This window comes from Gemmatimonadota bacterium, from assembly GCA_021295815.1.
Classification (GTDB): domain Bacteria; phylum Gemmatimonadota; class Gemmatimonadetes; order Longimicrobiales; family Gaopeijiaceae; genus JAGWBQ01.
The window spans coordinates 199017-219830 of sequence record JAGWBQ010000002.1 but is presented as its reverse complement, the minus strand read 5'-3'; the positions used below and the strand labels follow the sequence as shown (position 1 = coordinate 219830).

Here is a 20814-nt window from a genome sequence, read left to right as displayed (position 1 = left end):
GGTGCGGTGAGCTCTGGGATCCTCGAGGCCGACAAGCACGCGGTTGGCACGGCGACCACCGAGAGAGGAGCCGACGTTCATGTTGGTGACGGATCCTTTAGGGAACGGGTTGCTTTCGCGGTGGGGTTGATGACCCATTACCCGTAATTCCGGCCTCGGTTCATTCGTGCGAACGGTCGTTGGTCCGTCCCGCGTGCGGCGCGGCCCGTGTCGGGTTCCGCTGCTGAGCTCCGCCACGTCTAACGACTTGATCCGACCTCCTCCTGCATATCCCGGAACGCGCTACGCCTGCGGGTGTTGAAGGCTTGGCCAGCTACTCCAACCCCGATGCCCGTGCTAAAAGGATTCGCCGTCGTCGCGCTTCTGCTCGCTTTTTCCCCCGTGCCTTCCGTCGCGCAGACGCGCCCTGCCGACAACGCCGCCGCAGGCTCGGCCGCCGAGGTGCTGGCCGAGGCGGTATCGCTTCTCTCGACCATGCACGCGTCGGAGTTTTCGGACTCGGTCCTCTGGGAGGCGGCGATCGACGGCCTGATCGCGTCCCTGAACGACCCCTACGCCGAGCTTCTCACCCCGGTCGAGACCGAGGTCTGGGAGGAAGCCACCACGGGCAACTACTCGGGCATCGGTCTCCAGATCACTCCGCTCAACGAGCGGGTCACCGTGACCGCCGTCTTCCCGGGCATGCCCGCCAGCGACGCAGGCATCCTGCTCGGCGACCAGATTGTGGGCGTGAACGAACACGACGCTTCGGACTGGACCACCGGGATGGCAGCGGACTCCATCCGAGGGCCGGTGGGGACCGACGTGACGGTTCGCGTGAACCGTGCGGGCTACGCCGAGCTGATCGCCTTCACCATCACCCGGGCCGAGGTCCATGTGCCCGCCGTGCGGCGCGGCGTGCTCGAGTCCGGCGTGGGCTATGTCGTTCTCGACCGGGTCGCGCGCAACTCGGCGCGCGAGATGCAGCGGACGCTAATGGAATTCGACGGAGTCGAAGGGTTGATCATCGATGTGCGCGGGAATCCGGGCGGCTACCTGGACGAGTCGCTCATGCTCGCCGACTTCTTCCTGCCCAGGGGGAGCACCCTGGCGAGCTGGGAGACTCGCGTGCCGGGCGGTTCGGCCGGGGTCACCGAGTCCGAGTCCTTCAGCGACCGCTATCCGCCGATGGTTCCCGACCTGCCCATCGTGGTGCTGGTCGACCGTTTCACCGCCTCCGGGGCCGAAATTCTGGCGGGTGCGCTCCAGGACTACGACCGGGCGCTCGTGCTGGGCGAGCGCTCCTTCGGCAAGGGCGTGGTGCAGACCGTCATGGACCTTCCACACGGTCGCAAGCTGCGCTTCACGACGGGTTCCTGGCAAACTCCGCTCGGGCGTTCGCTCCAACGCGCGCGCGACTCGCGAGGACTGCCGCTCCCCGAGCCGGACTCGCTCCCGACCGTGACGACCCCCTCCGGGCGGGTGCTGGTGGACGGAGGCGGCGTGATCCCCGACCTCTCCATCGCGGACGACACCTTGACCGAACTCGAACGCGAGTTCATACTCGACTTCAACGGGAAGGAAGTGCCATTGGGTGTGCGCATCGCCGAGGCCGGTCTGGCCGCAGCCACGGCGCGGGAAGCGGCCGGCGAGCGCCCGGGGCTGAGAGAGGATGAGCTCGATGCGCTCATCGAGACCCTGAGGTCGGACGGTGGTGTCGCGGAGCTTCTGGCCGCACCCGAGATCCGGGACTACCTCCGTTGGCGAGTCGAGATGAACGCCGCGCTGCGCATGGAGGAAGTGGGCGCTCAGCTCGACATCCGCATGGCTCGCGACCCTGTTCTGGCCGAAGCGGTGCGCCTGATCCTGGCCGCCGGCTCGCCGGCCGAGCTCATCGAGACGCTGCGGTTCGAGCACGACGTGGGAAGGTAGGGGCCGCCCTTCCGCTCCCTGGCGGCTGCGGAAATCTCCCGCGAGCAGCCTCTGGCGAAACTGGTGCGCACCGAGAGAGCGGGACGACACGTCAGCCGAGCCTCGCGCGAGGGTGGCAGCGGTCGTGGACGTCGAAGAGGTGGCTGCGGTCCAGGTGCGTGTAGATCTGCGTCGTGCCGATGTCCGCGTGCCCCAGCAGCTCCTGCACGATCACGAGATCGGCTCCGCCCTCGATCAGATGAGTGGCGAAGGTATGGCGGAGAGTATGGGGATGCACCTTGGCGGTCGGGATCCCGGCTCTGGCCGCAAGGGACTTGAGCATCCGCCAGACGATCTCCCTCCGAAGCGGACCGCCCCTGGCTCCCAGGAAGATGCGCCGTTCGGTCTTTTCCCGGGCGAGCTTGGGGCGCAGTTCGCGCAAGTAGCGGCGCAAGGCGGTCAGGGCGGGTCCGCCGAGCGGCACGATTCGCTCCTTCGATCCCTTTCCCAGCACGCGCAGGAAGCCCTCCGTCTCGTGCAGATCGAAGAGCGAGAGCTGAGTCAGTTCCGATACGCGGACTCCGGTGGCGTACATCACCTCGATGATCGCCACGTCGCGCCAGTACAGCCGGCTCGTGGGGTCGGGCGAGGCGAGCAGGGCCTCCATTTCGTCCGGGGTCAGGAAGTGCGGGAGGGTCAAGGTGAGCCTGGGCGCGTCCAGCCTCTCGGTGGGATCGCTCTCCACCACCCCCTCGTCGAGGAGGAAGCCGAAGTAGGTGCGGAGCGCGGATTGCGCGCGACGGATCGTCGAGGGAGCCAGCCCGGCTCCGATGAGTTCGGTGACCCAGTCTCTGACATCGCCAAGCGCAACCGAGGCCGGATGTCCTATTCCGCGAGAAAGGAAGAATTCGACGGCCTTCCCGACATCGTGCTCGTAGGCGGAGAGAGTGGCGTCGGAGAGGCCTCGCTCCAAAGCGAGGTGATCGAGAAAGAACTCGAAGGCGTAGCCGCGTGGATGGGAGTTGCTCACTCCTGCTCGCTTGCCTCTCGGCGTCCCACCCGCACCTGGCGACGCTTCCGCCGCGTGCGCCACCACCAGAAGACCACCGGTATCGTGACCGCCGTCGCGATCAACACCAGGACTAGGTTCACCCGGTCCAGCAAATCGCCCAGAAGATCCAGTCTGGATCCTAGAAAGACCCCCGCGCCCACGAGTGCTCCGTACCAGATCGCGGAAGCTACGAATATGGGAGCCGCGACGGCGGGCCAGCGCGTGCGGCTGACGCCCGCGAAGACCGGGACCACGGCTCGGAGGCCGGGGAGGAAGCGGGTGAAGAAGATGGCGACGACGCCGTGGCGGCTGTAGAACCGCCTCATGCGCGCGAGCTGGCTGCGGTCGACCAGTCGCCTGCCGATGCCGGTGCGGAAGAACCCGGGACCGCGCACGTAGCCGAGCCGATACACCGCCAGCGCCGAGGCGACGTTCGACAGCCAGGTGATGCCGAAGACCCAGGGCCAGCGCAGATCACCCGCTGAGACCAGCACTCCGCCCAGAGCGACGAAGGTGTCGGCCGGAATTGCCGGAACGACGTTCTCCAGCGCCGCGCCGAAGCCGAGTCCGGCGTAGACCAGGGGAGCGGGAATGCCCTCGAACCAGGCTAGGAACTCCTCCACGGCAACGCCGTTATCGCGTTACCAGAGCGATGGCGTGGACCGCCAGACCCTCTCCCGCACCGATCCAGCCCAGTCCTTCGTTGCTCTTGCCCTTTACCGAGATCATGCTGGGCGAGACTCCGAGCGCACCGCCCAGCCGTTGGCGCATCCGAGGCGCGAGAGGGCCCACTTTGGGACTCTCGCAAACGACGACCACATCGACGTTGACGACCGTCCAGCCCCTCTGCGCGAGCAGTTCGCCCACGCGGGAGAGGAGCCCGATCGAGTCGGATCCGCGCCAGCGCGGATCGGTGGGCGGGAAGTGCGCACCCACGTTCCCTTCACCCGCCGCACCCAGCACGGCGTCGATCACGGCATGGGCCACCGCGTCTCCGTCCGAATGTCCCAGGAGGCCGGGGTGGTCCGGCACCCTCACCCCGCCGAGTACGAGAGGAGCCTCGTCGGAGAAGCGGTGGGAGTCGTAGCCGATCCCGACTCTCAACCGACCGCCTGCGGGGAACGGCGTCCGGCAAGGATGCGAGCTCGCGCCGCCGGGATCCGTTCGTCCACGGCCGTCAACCGTCCCAGCGTCGGATGGCGAGCGTGACGTTGTGTCCTCCGAAGCCGAACGAATTGGAGAGGGCCAGGTTCACCGGACGCTCGACCGCTCCGTGAAAGGCGTAGTCGAGGTCGCACTCCGGGTCGGGTTCGGTGGCGTTGATGGTGGGCGGTATGAGGCCGTGGCGGCAGGCCTGGACGCATATGATGGTCTCCACCGCCCCGGCGGCGCCCAGGAGATGCCCGGTCATGGATTTGGTGGAGCCCACCACGATCCTGTAAGCGTGTTCGCCCAGCACCCGCTTGATGGCGGCAGTCTCGATGCTGTCGGCCATAGTCGAGGTGCCGTGCGCGTTCACGTAGTCGACGTCCTGCGGTCGGCTCTTCGCGTCGGCGAGTCCCAGCCGCATGCAGCTGGCCGCTCCGTAACCGTCCGGAGGAGGTGCGGTCATGTGGAATGCGTCCGCCGAGCAGCCGTATCCCGCGACCTCGCCCAGAATCGATGCGCCGCGCGCTTGGGCGTGCTCGAGCGACTCGAGGACGAGGGCGCCCGCCCCTTCTCCCATTACGAATCCGTCTCGGTCGGCAGAGAAAGGCCGGCTCGCTGCTTGGGGATCGTCATTGCGGGTCGAGAGCGCCTTCATGGAGGCGAAACCGGCGACAGCGAGCGGAGTCAGGGTCGCTTCGGAGCCTCCCGCCACCATCACGTCGGCCTCGCCGTGCCGGATGCAGCGCGCCGCGTTGCCGACGGCGTGAGCCCCGGACGCGCAGGCGGAGACGGTGGCGTAGTTGGGCCCCTGGAGGTTCCAGCGCATGGCCACGCTCCCCGCGCACATGTCGGGGATGAACGAGGGGATGAAGAACGGGCTGACCTTGCGCGGTCCGCTCTTGTGGAGCCGCAGGTGCTGCGCCTCCATCGTGGCGATGCCGCCGATGCCGGAACCCATGATGACGCCGGCTCGGATGGGATCGTGCTTGGCGAGCGCGTCCTGCACGCCGGATTGCTCTATCGCCTGGGCGCTGGCGGCCACGCCGTAGACGGTGTAGGTATCGTAGCGGCGCGCCTCCTTCCGGTCCATGTGGGCCAGAGGATCGAAGCCTTTGACCTCGCACGCGATTCTACAGGAGAACTGATCGTTGACCGGAAACCGCGTGATGCGCCCGCCTCCGCTCCGACCTGCGACGAGGCCGGCCCAGGTGGTGTCCAGGTCGTTGCCCAAGGGCGAGACGACGCCCATTCCGGTGATGACGACGCGTTTCACTTTCTGGCGGGCTGGAGGAGCCGGCGCGGATGCGGTGCCGCGCGAATGCCGTGAGAGCTTCGTCCGCCGGCTGCCGCCAAGGAGCTACCCGTCGGCAAGGGTCTGTTCGAGGTAGCCTACCACCTGGCCTACGGTCTGGAGCGCGTCGGCGTCTTCGTCCGATATGTCGAGGTCGAACTCCTCCTCGAAAGCCATAACCAGCTCGACGGTGTCGAGCGAATCCGCTCCCAGGTCGTCCTGGAATGCGGCGCTGTCGCGGACCTTCTCCGGCTCGACCCCGAGCTCGTCCACGATAATCCGGTAAACGCGCTTCTTGATTGAGTCACTCATCCGGCAGTTCCCGTAGAAATGTGAGTTGCATGCTAGAGCACCATACCGCCGTCGACGGTCAGTACCTGACCCGTAATATAGCCGGACAGGGGGCTGGCAAGGAATCTTACCGCTTCGGCGACGTCCCGAGGGGTTCCGAAACGTCCCAGAGCGATGCGGTCCCGGAGAGATGCGCTCTGTTCCTCGGGAAGAGATCGGGTCATGGCGGTGTCGATGAAACCGGGAGCCACGGCGTTGCAGCGAACGCCTCTGGGAGCAAGCTCCTTCGCGACGCTCTTGGTCAGTCCGATCAATCCCGCCTTGGAGGCCACGTAATTCGCCTGGCCGGGGTTGCCCGAAATGCCGACCACTGAAGAGACGTTGACGATGGCCCCGCCTCTCCTGCGCATCATGAATCTGGAGCAGGATCTGATCGTGGAGAAGGCGCCGCGGAGATTGACGCCGATGACCTCGTCGAAGTCCTCGTCCTTCATCCGGGCGAGGAGGCCGTCGCGAGTAATGCCGGCGTTGTTCACCAGGACGCCGACCGGGCCGAGGGTCTTTCCGATCTCGGCGACCACCCGCTTGACCGCCGCGCCGTCGGCCACGTCGCACGAAAGGCCCAGGTGCCCTTCCCCGTCGAGTCCGGCCGCCGCTTCCGCCGCCCTGTCGCCGTTGCGGGCGATCACGGCCACAGTGGCGCCGATCTCGGCCAGGGCCTCGGAAATGGCCAGTCCGATGCCTTGCGATCCACCGGTGACGATGGCGATCTCACCCTCCAGGTCTTCGACTCTCCCGTTCATTCTCACGCTCCCTCGTCTTTGAGCTTGTCCAGATCGGCGAAACGGCCGATGGAGACGCACGGCACGCGTCGGGCAATCTGTCGATTGATTCCTCCGAGAATTCTTCCCGGACCGATCTCCACGAACGAACGGGTTCCGGCCTCGAGCATGGTCTCGACCGACTCGGACCATCTGACCGGCGCGGTCAACTGACGGGCGAGAAGCTCGCGAGCGCGCGCACCGTCGACGATCGGAGATGCCGTGACGTTGGACACGACCGGGAAAGCCGGGTCCTGGAACTCGGTCCCTTCGAGCTCCGTTCGGAGCTCCTCGGCGGCCGGCAGCATCAGCGGCGAGTGAAACGCGCCCGACACCGGCAACGGGACCACGCGGCGGGCGCCGGCTTCGTCGAGAGCGGCCATGGCCTCCTCGACCGCCTTGCGGTCACCGCTGATCACGACCTGGGTCGGGGAGTTGAAGTTGGCCGGAACGCAGATGCCCGCGGTCACCGCTTTCAGGGTTTCGCGAACCGCATCGTGGGTCAGGCCGAGAACGGCGGCCATCGCCCCCGGGCGCGCGTCTCCGGCCGCGAACATGAGTTCGCCCCTTCTGCGTACCGCGAGGAGCGCGTCTCGGAAGGTGAGCGTCCCGGCGGCCACGTAGGCGCTGTACTCGCCGAGAGAGTGGCCTGCGGCGACGAGGGGAGCGCCGATCCTCTCGCCCAGCGCCCGGTGAACCGCGACCGAGTGAGTCAGGATCGCCGGCTGGGCGTTCCGCGTCTCGGTAAGGACCTCCTCCGGGCCCTCGGCCATCAGTCGGGAGAGGGAGAAGCCGAGAATGTCGTCGGCCTCGGCGAACGTGTCGTGGACCCGGGTGCCGGCCGTACCCAGATCCGCGGCCATGCCGACATGCTGGGAGCCCTGGCCGGGAAATAGAAGAGCCCGGGTCGGTTCGACCGTCACCACCGGATCGCCATCGCTCCCCAGGTAAGGCCCGCGCCGAACGCGACCGTGAGCAGAACCGACCCCTCGACGATTCGACCCTGCTCGACCGCTTCGTCGATGGCGATGGGAACCGTGGCGGAACTCATGTTCCCGTAGCGCTCGATGTTCGTGAAGACCCGATCCATGGGCAGGCCGGCGTATCTGGCGGTCGCATCGATGATGCGGCTGTTCGCCTGATGAGGCACGAGCAGGTCGACGTCGTCGACGTTCAGCCCGGCATCGTCCAGCACGCGGTTGCAGGAGTCGGCCATGTTGCGGACGGCGTTCTTGAAGACCTCGCGACCCGCCATCCTGATCAGGTGGGACTTGTCGTCAAGGACCTCCGCAGTGATGGGGACGGCCGCGCCGCCGGCAGGCCGGACGAGGAGTTCGGCGAGCCTCCCGTCGGAGCCGAGGTGGCTGGAGAGCACGCCGCGACCTGAACCGTTGGAGGGCACCACCACCGCCGCACCCGCGCCGTCGCCGAAGAGCACGCACGTGGACCGGTCCTCCCAGTCGACGATCGAGCTCATCTTTTCGGTGGAGACCACCAGAACGGTCTCTCCCCGGCCTGCGGCGACGTATCCTTCGGCAAGGGAAAGGGCGTAGATGAAGCCGGTGCAGGCTCCCATCACGTCCATGGCGGCGGCGTTCACGGCCCCGAGCCGGGCCTGGAGGTCGCACGCCGTGGCGGGCAGCCAGCGGTCGGGAGTCGCCGTGGCCACCAGAAGCAGATCGACATCGTCGGCCTCGAGTCCCGCGCGCCGGAGGGCGGTCGTCGCCGCCTCCTTGCCCATGTCGGCGACGAGAAGCGAATCCGGCGCGATCCTTCTCTCGCGTATGCCGGTTCGCGTCCTTATCCACTCGTCCGTGGTGTCCACCCGCAAGGAGAGATCGTGGTTGGTGACGACGTTGTCGGGAAGGTATCTCGCGATGGACGCGATGCGTGCAGTCGGGTTCGCGGTCATGCGGGCCTCAGGGCTGCCAGGGATTGGAATTCGCGGGCGGAGTGACGCACGACCCCTGACCGCACGGCCCTCGCCGCCACGCGCAGGGCGTTGCGGATCGCCTTGGGAGACGAGCCTCCGTGGCAGATGATGGGCACTCCCCGCACTCCGAGCAACGGAGCGCCGCCGACCTCCGCGTAGTCGAGCACCTTGAAGACGCGATCGAGCCTGTCGTCGTTGTCCCAGGCCCCGGGAACGGGATCCTTCAGAAGTCGGAAGAGCACGGAGGCCACGGACTCGTAGAACTTGAGGAGCACGTTACCGACGAATCCGTCGCAGATCACGACGTCGCAGGTCGCGGTGACCAGATCCCGGCCCTCCACGTTTCCCACGAAATCGAGCGAGCCGTCCGTGGACAGCCGGCGGAAGGTCTCACGGAGAACCTCACCTCCGCTGCGAGGCTCCTCGCCGACGTTCAGCAGCCCTACGGCCGGGTTCTCGTGGCCCAGCGCGCGTCGAACGTAGCCGACTCCCATGTGAGCGAACTGCACCAGGTGCTTGGGCTTGCACTCCAGATTCGCTCCGGAGTCCAGCAGCAGGCACTGCCCCTTCACGGTGGGTACGAGGGTCGCGATCGCCGGACGCTCGACGCCGGGGATTCGTTTCAGGGAGAAGAGCGCGGCGGACATGACCGCTCCGGTCGGGCCTGCGCTGACGAAGGCGTCCACCTCACCCTTCCGGTGAAGCCTCAGGCCGCGCACCACGGAAGAATCCGGCCTCCGACGCATGACGGTCGCGGGCGGATCGTCCGGACGCACTCGGTCGGGGGCGTGAGAGATCGTGATCCGGCCGCGGGTGCGCGGATGTGCGGCGAGCTCGTTTTCCAGTACCTCCCTGTCGCCGACCAGCACTATTTCGACGTCCGAGCCCAATCGAGCGACCGCGTCGAGAGCCCCCCTGACCTCGGGTCCTGGGGCTCGATCCGTGCCCATGGCGTCGAGTGCGATACGCACGGGTCGACTCCAGAGGACCTAGGTCAGTCGAGATCGATATCGAGCACGCGCTCTCCCCGGTAGTGCCCGCATACGGGACACACCCTGTGGGGAGCCTTCATGTCCCCGCAGTTCGGGCAGACGTGAACCGCAACGGGCGCGGCCTTGTAGTGCGTGCGCCGCTTGCGCTTGCGCTGCTTCGATGTTCTTCGCTTAGGTACCGCCATGAGTGTTCTCCAACTGGGCCTTGAGGTTGTTCCAGGCCGGGTGAGCCGGGTCGGCGGCGCACGAGCACCGCTCCAGGTTCATGTTCGCTCCGCAATTGGTACAGAGCCCGCGGCAGTCCTCAGTGCACAACACGTAAGGGTCGAATGCGAGCACGGCTTCCTCGCGGATGGCTTCTGAAAGGTCGAGCTCCTTCCCCGCTTCGTATGAGTGGACCCCGTACTCGGATGCGCACGGGTCGTCGGAGGTGACGAAGACCATGGTGAGTTCGTTGGCGATCTCGGTCTCGGTCGGCTTCAGGCACCTGCGACACTCCTGTCCGAGAGTCCCGGTCATCCTGCCGCGCACGACTATCTGACCGGTTCCCGCCACCCCCGCCGTCGCCTCCAAGGTCACGGACGCGGACCAAGGCAGGTCGCAATCTCTCCACATGGGAGAGTTCGGCGCGATCCGATCCCTGACCACCACCGATCCCTCCCGCGCAAGGCGGGACAAGTCAACGACAGGCATAGCCCACAAATCTAGCCCAGACGCTCTTGCAGGTCCAGTGCCGCCGACCGCGCGGGGTTCGGACGAGGACTGGGGGGACGTCGAGCGACGATCTTTCCCGATCTGTCCTACTCCTCGGCGAATTCCCGCTCCGGGAAGAAGAAGGAGATCTCGAGAGCGGCGTTCTCTTCGGAATCCGAGCCGTGAATCGCGTTCCGCCCCTTCGACTCGGCATAGAGCGCCCGCACCGTTCCGGGCGCGGCTTCGGCCGGATCGGTGGCGCCGATGGCTTCGCGGAAACTCGCTACCGCTCCCTCCGCCTCGAGCGCCATGGGCACGACCGGACCAGAGGTCATGAACTCGACGAGCTCGCCGTAGAACGGCCTCTCCCGGTGAACCGCGTAGAAGGCGCCCGCCTCGGCCGCGCTCAGACGGGTCATGCGCATGGCCAGCACGCGGAATCCACCCTGTTCGAGGTGCGCGATGATCTTTCCGGCGTTGCCGGCTTCGACGGCGTCCGGCTTGATGATTGCGAGCGTCCTGTTCAAGCTCCCATCCCCTCCCTCACCAAGGTGACCAGATCGACGGGTCGGTCGGCGACCGCCACACCGTTCTCGTTGAAGGCTCTCACCTTCTCTTCGGCAGTTCCGGACGCGCCGGAGACTATGGCGCCGGCGTGACCCATCTTCCTGCCCGGCGGGGCCGTACGGCCGGCTATGAAGCCGACCACGGGCTTCGACATCTCCTCGTTGACGAACGCGGCGGCTTCCTGTTCGTCGGTTCCCCCGATCTCGCCGATCATCACCACCGCCTCGGTTTCGGGGTCCGTTTCGAACGCGGCCAGACAGTCGATGAAATCCGTGCCGATGAGCGGGTCGCCTCCGATGCCCACACAGGTGGACTGGCCGAGTCCGGCGTTCGTCAGCTGGAAGACCGCCTCGTAGGTCAGGGTTCCCGAGCGGGAGACCACGCCTACGGGGCCTTCGGAGACTATCTGGGCCGGCAGGATGCCGATCTTGCACTGTCCGGGGGTGAATAGCCCTGGGCAATTCGGTCCGAGCACCCTGGCTCCGCGGTCCTTGGCGAAAGCGTGCGCCCGCACCATGTCGAGGACGGGGATCCCCTCGGTGATGGCGACCACGAGGGAGATTCCGGCGTCCGCAGCCTCCATGATCGCACCGGCGGCGAACGCGGGCGGCACATAGATGACGGAGGCGTTGGCGTCGGTCGCGTCCGCAGCCTCGTCGACGGTGTCGAAAATGGGCACGACCTCGCCCGTCGGTCCCTTGAAATCCTGTCCGCCCTTTCCGGGCGTCACCCCGGCAACGACCTGGGTGCCGTAGGAGATCATCTCGCGGGCGTGGAACGATCCGTCCCTACCCGTGATTCCCTGGACGATCAGACGCGTGCTCCGATCCGCGAATATGGCCACGATCAGTTTCCCTCCCCTTTCCGGCTCGCTATCTCGACCGCTTTAATCACGACGTCGTCCATCGAGGTATAGGCGGAGAACCCGGCTCCCTGGAGGATCTCGAGGGCTCGTTTCTCGTTCGTTCCCGTGAGGCGGATGACGATGGGCGCGTCGATCTGGATCCGATCCAACGCCTCGACGATCCCGTTCGCGACATCGTCACAGCGAGTGATGCCGCCGAAGATGTTGAAGAGGATCACGAGGACGGCGGGGTCGGACGAGATGATGTCGAGTGCCGCGACCACCTTGTCGGGATTGGACGATCCGCCTATGTCCAGGAAATTGGCCGGTTCGCCGCCGTAGTGTTTGACCAGATCCATGGTCGCCATGGCCAACCCGGCGCCGTTGACGCAACAGCCGACCTGGCCGTCGAGCTTGACGTAGGAGAGCCCCGCCTCCCTGGCCTTGGTTTCGGAGTCGGGTTCGGTCTCGGCGTCGCGCAGTTCGGCGATGGCCGGCCGGCGGAAGAGCTCGTTGTCGTCGATGCTCATCTTGGCGTCGATGGCCTTCACCGCACCGTCTTCGCTGACGATGAGCGGGTTGATCTCGGCCATGGAGGCTCCCGAATCGGTGAACGCCCGGTAGAGTGCGGCGATGGCGCGGCTCGCCGCCCCGATCAGCTTCGGATCGTCGTATAGGAAGTTGGCGAGCGACCTCGCCTGGTGCGGAAGGATGCCGTACCGAGGGTCCACGTGCAGACGGCGGATCCGTTCCGGTGAGCGTCGGGCGACCTCCTCGATGTCGATCCCGCCCTCGGGCGAGACCATGAAGACCGCCTGCTGCCGCTCTCGGTCGATAGTGAGGCCGAGGTAGGCCTCGCTCGCGATCTCCTCGGCCGGGCATACCAGCACCCGCCGCACCGGAAGGTCCTTGATGCTCATGCCTAGGATGTCGGCGGCGTGCGTCCGCGCCTCGCCGGGACCGGCGGCGAGCTTGACTCCGCCCGCCTTGCCGCGTCCTCCCGCGTGCACCTGCGCCTTTACCACCACGCGCCCGCCGAACTTCCGGGCGGCGGCCTCGGCCTCCGAGGCGGTGAAGGCGACCGTGCCGGGAGGAACGTCGAGCCCGGCCCTGCGGAAGAGCTCGCGAGCCTGGTATTCGTGTAGGTCCATTACATGGTTCTCAAGAGATCGTGAGTGTCATGAGAGTGCCACTTCGACTCCGGCGCGAGCGAGCGCATCCTCCACCTCGGCGGACAGCTCCGAGAGCTGCTCTCTCGTCCTGGCCTCGCAGCGCACCGTAACCGCAGGCTGAGTGTTCGAGGCGCGAACCAGCGCCCAGCCGTAGCCGGCGTCGGCCCGCACGCCGTCGATCGTGTTCACCTCGTAGCGACTCGCGAGCAGGGTCGAGACCTCCTCGACGATCCTCCACTTGTCGGCCTCGGGAACCGCTGCCCGCACCTCGCGGGTCGAGACGTACTTAGGGAAGCGGGACACGATCGCGGAGAGCGGCTCCGGCGCCCGCGAGACGATGGAGGCGAGCCGGCAGGCGGCGAAGGGAGCGTCGTCGAAGGGGCGGTACCCGTCGGCGAGAATGAAGTGGCCGGAGAGTTCGCCAGCCAGGCTGGCGCCGCACTCCTTCATCTTGCGCTTGATGAGCGAGTGGCCTGTCTTCCACATCACGGGAACGCCTCCGTGCGCGGAAAAGACCTCGGGCAGGATACGGGAGCACTTCACGTCGAAGACGAGCTTCCGGCCCGGACCCCGCGCCCGCAGCGCATCCAGGCCGAAGAGGAGGAGGAGCACGTCGCCGCGCACGATTCCTCCGTGTTCGTCGACCGCGCCCAGGCGGTCGGCGTCGCCGTCGAAGCCTACGCCCAGTTCGAAGTCGCCCGAGCGCACCAGCGAGATCAGATCCTGCAGATTCTCGTCGACGGTGGGGTCGGGATGGTGGTTGGGAAATGTGCCGTCGGGTTCGCAGTGGAGCGGAGCGACCTCGGCTCCGATCGCGGTAAGTAGGCGTTCGGCGACGAGAGATCCCACGCCGTTGCCGGCGTCGACGACGAGCTTCACCGGGCGGGCCAGCTGGAAGCGTCCCGAGAGGTCCTCGACGTAGCTGTCGAGAGTCTCGACCTCTTCCAAGCTTCCGAAGCCCGAGCGCAGGTCGCGCTCGACGATGCGTCTACGGAGATCCCCAATACTCTTGCCGTAGAGCGAATCACCGCCGTATACCAGCTTGATGCCGTTCCATTTCGAAGGGTTGTGCGAGCCCGTCACCTGGCAACCGGCATCGACTCCCAACGTGGCCTCGGACCAATAGAGGGTCGGGGTGGGCACCTCCCCGACGTCGACGACGCCGGCGCCCGCGGCTCTGAGCCCTCGAACGAGACCGTCGCGGAGCGAAGGCGACGAGGGCCGATTGTCTCGCCCGACCGCCACCCTGACCGAGGCCGTGTTCGCGCGGTCCCGCACCTGGGAGGCGAAGGCGCGTCCGACCAGCTCGGCTATTTCCGCGTTGAGATCCTTCCCTACGATGCCCCGGACATCGTACTCGCGGAAGATGTGACGTGGAAGCTCCATTTCGTTCGATACGGGAGTTGTTTCGGCAGGTCGCGGGGTGTGTTCGGGGTCCCGCCTACCGTCCTGCTTCCAGGACGGCCGCGCTGTCGGTGACCACATCGAGGAGTTCGCCCGCGAAGATCCCGGTATAGAGGACCACCGCCAAGCAGGCGAAGAGAGCGAGTCGCATGGGGAGCGGAGCGGCAAGGTGCGCGTGCGCCCCTTCTTCGCCGGCGTTCATCCACATCTTCCAGGCGAGGCGCAGATAGTACCAGTAGGAGATCACCGTCGTCAACACCAGGGTCACCGCGAGGGGCCAGAGACCGGCGTCGGCGGCGCTCCGGAGTATGAAGATCTTGCCCATGAAACCGCCGGTGCCCGGGAAACCGGCGAGCGAGAGCAGAAAGACGGTGAGCAGGAGGGCGAGCAAGGGACTCGCGCGTCCGATTCCGCGGTAGTCGTTGACGTCGAGACGTTCTTCGGAGTGGTGGGAAACGGCTATGACTATCGCGAACGCGCCGAGGTTCGACACCGTGTAGATGAGCAGGTAAAAGAGAAGCGCGTCCGCGCCCGCCTGGTTGCCCGCCGCGATCGCCGCCAGCAGATAGCCGGCGTGGGCGATGCTCGAATAGGCCAGCATGCGCTTGACGTTTTCCTGCGCCAGTGCGATCAGATTGGCGACGACCATCGTTATGGCGGCCAGCCACAGCAGCACCGGATGCCAGATCTCGTATTCGGCCGGGCCGTCGAAGACCGTGAAGAAGACCCGCAGGAAGGCCACGAAGGCGGCCGCCTTGACCGCCGTGGACATCCAGGCAGTCACCGGGGCCGGTGAGCCTTCGTAGACGTCTGGAGTCCACATGTGGAAGGGCACCACGGCGACCTTGAAGCCGAAGCCGATCACGAGAAGGAGAACGCCGATCACCAGGAAGTCGCGATCCGCTGCTCCGGATGCCAGGACTTGCTTTACCGCCTCGAACTCGACGCTTCCCGTCGCGCCGTAGATGAAGGCGATGCCGTAGAGGAAGAATCCGGTTGAAAAGGCACCGAGGAGAAAGTACTTGATGCCCGCTTCGGCCGACTGCCTCGACCGCCGGTCGAGCGCCGCCATGGCGTACACGGCGATCGACATGACCTCGAGGCCGAGGAAGAGCAGCATGAGGTCGGCGGCGCCCACCATGAGCATCATGCCCACCGTGGCGAAGAGGATGAGGCCGTGATACTCGCCGGGCTGGAGCTTCATCCGGTAGTTGTAGCCGAACGAGATCAGCGTGGTGCCTGCGGCGGCGGCAAGCAGTATCCAGTTCGAATAGAGGCGCAGACCGTCCAGCGCCAGCGGGCCGCCGGCCTCGGTGACGTGGACGCCGTGCAGCCAGCCGTTGGCGGCGGCGGCGACGAGAATTCCGAAGAGGCAGAACCAGCCGGCGGAGCTGCTTCCCAGGGAGAGATCGCCTTTCGAGGACGGTGTTCCCCTTGCGCCCCTCAGGAGAACCAGGATCCCGGTGACGCTCAGAACGATCTCGGGCGCCGCGGCCCAGATCAAGGAACCTGCCTTGGTCAGGTCGAGATCCATCGGCTCAGAAGTCCGGGTTGGAGGTGTCCGTGACGTTCGAATCGGCGGATTCTTCCACCGTCTCGACCTCCGCAAGCGGTCCGCCGTCCGCCGGTCCACCGACCGTACCACTCTCCACCCGTTCGACCACGGCCCGGACGCTAGGCTCCATGCGCTCGAGCATGGGACCGGGCTGGACGCCGATCCAGATCATGAGCGCGCACATGGGGGCGAGGATAGCGAGTTCTCGTCTCGACAGGTCGGGAATCCTTCCGTTCGCGGGCTCGGAGAGCTCGTTGAAGAAAATGCGCTGGACCATGGGCAGCATGTAGTACGCCGCGAAGATCACGCCGAGAGTGGCGATTCCCGCGAACCACGGGTGTCGCTCGAACGCGCCCAGAAGCGCCAGGAACTCGCCCACGAATCCGCTCGTTCCAGGGAGCCCGATGGAAGCGAGCGCGGTTATGACGAAGGCGGTCGCCAGCAGGGGAGCTACCCGCGCAAGTCCGCCGAAGGCGTCGATCCTCCGGGTGGCGCGTCGCTCGTAGAGCATGCCCAGCAGGAGGAAGAGCGCCCCCGTGGAGATGCCGTGCGAGATCATCACCACCATTCCGCCCTGTATCCCCGTGGTCGTGAGCGCGAACACACCCAGCACGACGAAGCCCATGTGAGCCACCGACGTGTACGCGACGAGCTTCTTGGCATCGGGCTGGACGGCCGCCACCCAGGCGGTGTAGACGATGCCCACCACGGCGAGCGCGAGCATCACCGTCGTCACTGTCCCGTGCTGCGCGGCGAGCGGGAAGAGCGGCAGCAGAAAGCGCACGAATCCGAACGTGCCCACCTTCAGAAGGACGGCGGCCAGGATGACCGAACCGGGTGTGGGAGCCTCGACGTGGGCGTCTGGCAGCCAGGTGTGGAGGGGGAAGACCGGGACCTTGACACCGAAGGCGATCGCGAACGCGCTGAAGAGCCAGAGCTGTTCGGTGAGCGAGAGGTCGAGCCGGAGAAAGTCGTCGTAGGCGAAGGTGGCGACTCCAAGTTGCTCGTTGGCCGTGAATCCGAGATACAGGATCGCCACCAGCATCAGCAGCGACCCGAAGGCCGTGTAGAGGAAGAACTTGATGGCAGCGTAGACCCTGCGCTCGCCTCCCCAGACGCCGACGATGAAGTACATCGGCACCAGGGTCAGCTCGAAGAAGATGTAGAAGAGGAGGAGGTCGCTTGCTGTGAAAACCCCCACCACCGCTCCCTGAAGCATTAGCATCAGAGCGTAGAATCCTCTCTGACGATCCCTTATGTAGTTGAAGGAGCCGACGACGGCCACCAGCGAACTGAACGTGGTCAGCATGACCATGAAGAGCGAGATGCCGTCGATCCCGAGGGAGTAGCTTACGCCCCAGGCCGGTATCCATGCGAGGCTCGACTCCATTTGCATTCCGCCCGCCGGGTCGAACGCCCACCAGAGCCCTAGCGAGAGAACGAAGAGGAGACCTGCGAGCCATCCCGCGATCTTCCGGGCGTGCGTTTCGCCGGAGGCCAGCACCAGTCCGGCGCCTGCGGCGGGCAGCCAGATGAGGGCGTGGAGGATCCAGTCTCCGTATCCGACGGCGTCTAGGAACGAGGTCATCGCGCCAAGGTCTCCTTGCGGTCCGCGGACGAGCGCGAAGGAATCGCCGCTCGGGAATACCGGGGGATCTTTCTCATGGGCCGCACTAGAGCGCCTGAGCTGCCAGAATCACCAGAACGCCTATGGTGACCACGAGGGCGTATCGGTTCACGCCGCCGTTTTGAACGAAGCTGACGAAGACGCCCGCGCCGCGCGCCAGGTGACCCACGCCGTTTACGATCCCGTCGATGACGCCGGCGTCGATCACCTTCCAGCAGAAACGGGACGCGGCCTTCAGCGGTCGCACGACCGCAGCGTCGTAACACTCGTCGACGTACCACTTGCGATTGAGAACCTTCCCGAAGCCCACGAGCGGAGGGGCTTCGGCCGCCCTTGTCACCTCTCTCCTGGAGCGTGACCAGAAGGTGATAAGGACGACCGCAAGCGCGAGCAGGGTGGAAACGACGGCCCAGTCCAGCTCGCCTCCCCCGAACGGAGCCGCGTGCGCAAGCTCGCCGAGGTTGGCGTCCTGCACCGAATGCGCGACGGCGGTCACGGGCTCCAACCAGTGATGCAGCCACTCGCTGGTAAGCGGCCCGAGGCCCAGAAAGCTCTGGCGGATCTCTTCGGGCACGTTCATCCAGCCGCCGCCGATCGAGAGAGCCGCAAGCAGGACCAGCGGCAGCCACATGACTGCGGGGGCCTCCTTCAGGTGTCCCCATTCGGCCTTGCCGGTGCGGTTGGCTCCCGAAAAGGTCATGACCATCATCCTGGTCATGTAGAAGGCGGTGAGGAGAGCCGCAGCGAGCGAGATCACCCAAATGAGCGTGTAGAGGACCGGGTAGGGCGCTCTCTCGGCACCTCCGAACGCGGCGATCTTCCAGATGATCTCGTCCTTGGAGAAGAAGCCCGCGAAGGGCCAGATTCCGGCGATAGCCAGCGTCGCGACCCACATCGTGATCCAGACGACGGGCAGGCGCTTGGAGAGCCCGCCCATATTGCGCATGTCCTGGGCGTCCTCGTGGGAATGCGTGGCGTGGTAGGCCTCGTGCATGGAGTGGATCACCGCGCCCGCTCCTAGAAAGAGGAGGGCCTTGAAGAAGGCGTGGGTGACCAGATGGAAGACACCTGCGGTGTACGCGCCCACTCCGACCGCGACGAACATGTAGCCGAGCTGGGATACGGTGGAGTAGGCCAGCACCTTCTTGATGTCGTACTGCTTGAGCGCGATGGTGGCCGCGAAGATCGCCGTCAGCGCTCCTACGACGGCGACCGCGGCTCCCGACGCCGGCGCCAGCGAGTAGAGCGCCGACGAGCGGGCGATCATGTAGACGCCGGCCGTCACCATAGTGGCCGCGTGAATGAGCGCGCTTACCGGCGTGGGACCGGCCATCGCGTCGGGCAGCCAGACGTGCAGCGGAATCTGGGCGCTCTTTCCCACCGCTCCCAGGAAGAGGAAGAGGGTGATGGCGGTCGCGACGCCGCCCCCGTACTCGAGAGCTCCGGGCGCGGCCGAGAACACCTCCGCGTAGTCGAGGGTGCCGAAGACCCCGAAGAGGAGGAACATCCCGACCAGAAATCCGAAGTCGCCGATGCGGTTCACGATGAACGCCTTCTTGCCGGCGTCTCCCTTCTCGCGGTCCCTGAACCAGAAGCCGATGAGCAGGTAGGAACAGAGCCCGACCCCTTCCCAGCCGACGAACATGAGCGCGTAGCTCGAACCCAGCACGAGCACGAGCATGAACGCCACGAAGAGGTTGAGATAGGAGAAGTAGCGGGCGTAGCCCGGGTCGGCCCGCATGTACCCGATGCTGAAGACGTGAATCAGGAAACCCACTCCGGTCACGACGAGCGCCATGAGCGTGGAGAGCTGGTCGAGCTGCAGCGCGGCGTCGACGCTGAAGCTCCCCGCGACCATCCAGGTCCAGTAGGAGACCGTGACCGCCTCTCCGAGATGGGCGTCGAACATCCCGAGGAAGTTGGCCAGGGTTACCGCGAAGGCGGCGAGCACGACCCCGCTGCCTATGATCCCCGGCAGAGCCGAACTCCGGTGATCGGCTGGGGCTCCGTCGCGCAGCGCGTCGGCGGCCCGTCGCCCCGACACCAGAGCCAGCGCCCCGTTCAGGAGAAACCCTATCAACGGGAGCAGGACTATCAGTCCGGGGAGAAACGGCGTGAAGTCCGCTTGCGCCTGCTCCTGGGCGACGCCGAGGACCGCGGCCGTCGGCGCGGAGCCGGAGAGCGAGGCCAGCGGCGCTCCCACCGCGAACATGGCGCCCGCTACCACTTGAGGAGTCGGAATTTGCTCACGTCGACCGACTTGTAGTGCCGGAAGACGGAGATGATGATCGCGAGGCCCACCGCCGCTTCCGCCGCCGCAACCGTCATCACGAAGAAGACGAACAACTGTCCGTCGATGCCGTGCATGCGGCTGAAGGCCACGAAGGCGAGGTTGACCGCGTTCAGCTGCAGCTCGATGCAGAGGAACATGATGATCGCGTTCCTGCGCGCGAGCACGCCGAAGGTGCCTACCAGGAAGAGAGCAGCGGAGAGGAGCAGGTAGTTCGTGATCACCGGACGCTCCTCTTGCCGATCGCGAGGGCGCCCACGATGGCGACCAGAAGCAGTATGCCCGTCACCTCGAAGGCGAGCACGTAATCGGTGTAGAGGGGGCGGGCTATCACTCCGACCGCGCCGTGCTCGGCAAGCGAATCGGCGAACGCGGCCTCACCGGCGGCGAGCGGCATCGTCTCCGCTGAGGCGGGATCCCTGAGGGTGAAGGCGAGGATGCCCGCAATGCCACCCGTGACCAGGAAGCACAGAATCGAGAGCGCACCAAGCTTGAGTTCGCGCGCCCGATCGTGGCCGAGGTTGAGCAGCATGATCACGAAGAGGAAGAGCACCATGATGGCGCCCGCGTAGACGATGATCTGGATCGCCGCCAGAAAGTGCGCCTCGAGCAGGACGAAGGCGGCGGCGATGCTCGCCAGGGTCGCCACCATGTAGAGGAGAGACGCCACCGGCGAACGCGAGATCACGACGCCGATCGCACCCCCCACCGCCATGGCGGCGATGATCCAGAAGACGACATCGGCGGTCACTCGGACCTCGTATCCGCCGGGTCCCAGAGAAGCGTGGACTCGTGGGACTGGTCCATGAGGCGGTCGAGATCGTAGACGAAGCGGTCGCGCTCGTATTCCGCGTTCTCGAAGTGCTGACCGACATGTATCGCTTCGACCGGGCACACCTCCTGGCACATGCCGCAGAAGATGCAGCGAAATTCGTCGATCTCGTAGACGACCGGATAGCGGTTGCCCTGATCGTCCTCCCCGCCCACCAGCCGGATGCAGTTGGCCGGACACACGGTCGGGCAGAGTCCGCAGGCTACGCACTTGGGACGTCCGTCGGCGTGGGTCTCCATCACGTGGGTGCCGCGCCAGCGGGGAGAGAGCTCGGTGGGCTCCTCCGGATACTGCTGGGTCACGTTCTTGTCGGGGCGGACGAGGTGTTTCAAGGTGAGCGCCATCCCGCTCGCCGCCGCGCGCAGATAGGAAGTCTGCTCGGGCTCCGGGCGCTTCATCGTCTTGACGGAGA

Annotated in this window: 22 protein-coding genes; 1 reads left to right on the top strand and 21 read right to left on the bottom strand. The window is 66.2% G+C overall.

The window, feature by feature from the left end:
- Positions 1 to 327 precede the first annotated feature (327 nt).
- On the top strand, positions 328 to 1911 hold the full coding sequence (locus J4G12_01630; GenBank protein ID MCE2454507.1) for a PDZ domain-containing protein: 1584 nt from the start codon (positions 328 to 330) through the stop codon (positions 1909 to 1911).
- Between the two features lie 91 nt (positions 1912 to 2002).
- On the opposite strand, the gene xerD is transcribed toward J4G12_01630, so the two are convergent.
- From xerD to J4G12_01525, 21 genes are all read right to left on the bottom strand, one after another.
- Entirely contained in the window at positions 2003 to 2920 is a 918-nt protein-coding gene (gene xerD, locus J4G12_01625; protein ID MCE2454506.1) for a site-specific tyrosine recombinase XerD, read from the bottom strand.
- Positions 2917 to 3564, bottom strand: coding sequence for a DedA family protein (locus tag J4G12_01620; GenBank protein ID MCE2454505.1), 648 nt, complete (start codon positions 3562 to 3564; stop codon positions 2917 to 2919). Before J4G12_01620 ends, xerD begins: the two co-directional genes overlap by 4 nt.
- Positions 3565 to 3574: 10 nt before the next feature.
- Positions 3575 to 4045 (bottom strand): 2-C-methyl-D-erythritol 2,4-cyclodiphosphate synthase, encoded by a 471-nt coding sequence (ispF, locus tag J4G12_01615; GenBank protein MCE2454504.1) that lies wholly within the window; start codon positions 4043 to 4045, stop codon positions 3575 to 3577.
- A 73-nt stretch (positions 4046 to 4118) separates the two neighbouring features.
- Entirely contained in the window at positions 4119 to 5363 is a 1245-nt protein-coding gene (gene fabF / locus J4G12_01610; protein MCE2454503.1) for a beta-ketoacyl-ACP synthase II, read from the bottom strand.
- An 84-nt stretch (positions 5364 to 5447) separates the two neighbouring features.
- On the bottom strand, positions 5448 to 5693 hold the full coding sequence (locus tag J4G12_01605; protein ID MCE2454502.1) for an acyl carrier protein: 246 nt from the start codon (positions 5691 to 5693) through the stop codon (positions 5448 to 5450).
- Positions 5694 to 5725: 32 nt separating this feature from the next.
- Positions 5726 to 6475 carry a 3-oxoacyl-[acyl-carrier-protein] reductase gene (fabG, locus tag J4G12_01600; protein MCE2454501.1) on the bottom strand — a complete coding sequence of 250 codons (750 nt, stop codon included), beginning with the start codon at positions 6473 to 6475 and terminating at the stop codon, positions 5726 to 5728.
- Positions 6476 to 6477: 2 nt separating this feature from the next.
- A complete protein-coding gene (gene fabD / locus J4G12_01595; GenBank protein MCE2454500.1) occupies positions 6478 to 7356 on the bottom strand; it encodes an ACP S-malonyltransferase in 879 nt (292 codons plus the stop codon).
- 56 nt (positions 7357 to 7412) lie between these two features.
- The gene (locus J4G12_01590; GenBank protein MCE2454499.1) at positions 7413 to 8405 is read right to left on the bottom strand and encodes a ketoacyl-ACP synthase III; all 993 of its coding nucleotides are present in this window, start codon (positions 8403 to 8405) and stop codon (positions 7413 to 7415) included.
- Positions 8402 to 9397 carry a phosphate acyltransferase PlsX gene (gene plsX, locus J4G12_01585; protein ID MCE2454498.1) on the bottom strand — a complete coding sequence of 332 codons (996 nt, stop codon included), beginning with the start codon at positions 9395 to 9397 and terminating at the stop codon, positions 8402 to 8404. The genes J4G12_01590 and plsX overlap by 4 nt, the downstream gene beginning before the upstream one ends.
- 23 nt (positions 9398 to 9420) lie before the next feature.
- Positions 9421 to 9603, bottom strand: a complete 183-nt coding sequence (gene rpmF / locus J4G12_01580; protein MCE2454497.1) for a 50S ribosomal protein L32 — start codon at positions 9601 to 9603, stop codon at positions 9421 to 9423.
- Positions 9590 to 10096: a DUF177 domain-containing protein gene (locus J4G12_01575; protein MCE2454496.1), complete on the bottom strand. Its 507-nt coding sequence runs from the start codon at positions 10094 to 10096 to the stop codon at positions 9590 to 9592. Before J4G12_01575 ends, rpmF begins: the two co-directional genes overlap by 14 nt.
- Before the next feature lie 122 nt (positions 10097 to 10218).
- Complete coding sequence (ndk, locus tag J4G12_01570; GenBank protein ID MCE2454495.1) at positions 10219 to 10638, bottom strand: nucleoside-diphosphate kinase; 420 nt, start codon at positions 10636 to 10638, stop codon at positions 10219 to 10221.
- Positions 10635 to 11522: a succinate--CoA ligase subunit alpha gene (sucD, locus tag J4G12_01565; GenBank protein ID MCE2454494.1), complete on the bottom strand. Its 888-nt coding sequence runs from the start codon at positions 11520 to 11522 to the stop codon at positions 10635 to 10637. The genes ndk and sucD overlap by 4 nt, the downstream gene beginning before the upstream one ends.
- Positions 11523 to 11524: 2 nt before the next feature.
- The gene (gene sucC, locus J4G12_01560; protein MCE2454493.1) at positions 11525 to 12673 is read right to left on the bottom strand and encodes an ADP-forming succinate--CoA ligase subunit beta; all 1149 of its coding nucleotides are present in this window, start codon (positions 12671 to 12673) and stop codon (positions 11525 to 11527) included.
- 27 nt (positions 12674 to 12700) lie between these two features.
- Positions 12701 to 14080 (bottom strand): phosphomannomutase/phosphoglucomutase, encoded by a 1380-nt coding sequence (locus J4G12_01555; protein ID MCE2454492.1) that lies wholly within the window; start codon positions 14078 to 14080, stop codon positions 12701 to 12703.
- Positions 14081 to 14135: 55 nt separating this feature from the next.
- Positions 14136 to 15602, bottom strand: a complete 1467-nt coding sequence (locus J4G12_01550) for an NADH-quinone oxidoreductase subunit N (protein MCE2454491.1) — start codon at positions 15600 to 15602, stop codon at positions 14136 to 14138.
- A 34-nt stretch (positions 15603 to 15636) separates the two neighbouring features.
- The gene (locus J4G12_01545; protein ID MCE2454490.1) at positions 15637 to 17241 is read right to left on the bottom strand and encodes an NADH-quinone oxidoreductase subunit M; all 1605 of its coding nucleotides are present in this window, start codon (positions 17239 to 17241) and stop codon (positions 15637 to 15639) included.
- An 85-nt stretch (positions 17242 to 17326) separates the two neighbouring features.
- The gene (gene nuoL / locus J4G12_01540) at positions 17327 to 19492 is read right to left on the bottom strand and encodes an NADH-quinone oxidoreductase subunit L (protein MCE2454489.1); all 2166 of its coding nucleotides are present in this window, start codon (positions 19490 to 19492) and stop codon (positions 17327 to 17329) included.
- A gap of 8 nt (positions 19493 to 19500) precedes the next feature.
- Positions 19501 to 19794, bottom strand: a complete 294-nt coding sequence (gene nuoK, locus J4G12_01535; GenBank protein MCE2454488.1) for an NADH-quinone oxidoreductase subunit NuoK — start codon at positions 19792 to 19794, stop codon at positions 19501 to 19503.
- Positions 19791 to 20285: an NADH-quinone oxidoreductase subunit J gene (locus tag J4G12_01530; GenBank protein ID MCE2454487.1), complete on the bottom strand. Its 495-nt coding sequence runs from the start codon at positions 20283 to 20285 to the stop codon at positions 19791 to 19793. The genes nuoK and J4G12_01530 overlap by 4 nt, the downstream gene beginning before the upstream one ends.
- A 32-nt stretch (positions 20286 to 20317) precedes the next feature.
- Complete coding sequence (locus J4G12_01525) at positions 20318 to 20800, bottom strand: NADH-quinone oxidoreductase subunit I (protein ID MCE2454486.1); 483 nt, start codon at positions 20798 to 20800, stop codon at positions 20318 to 20320.
- Positions 20801 to 20814 lie beyond the last annotated feature (14 nt).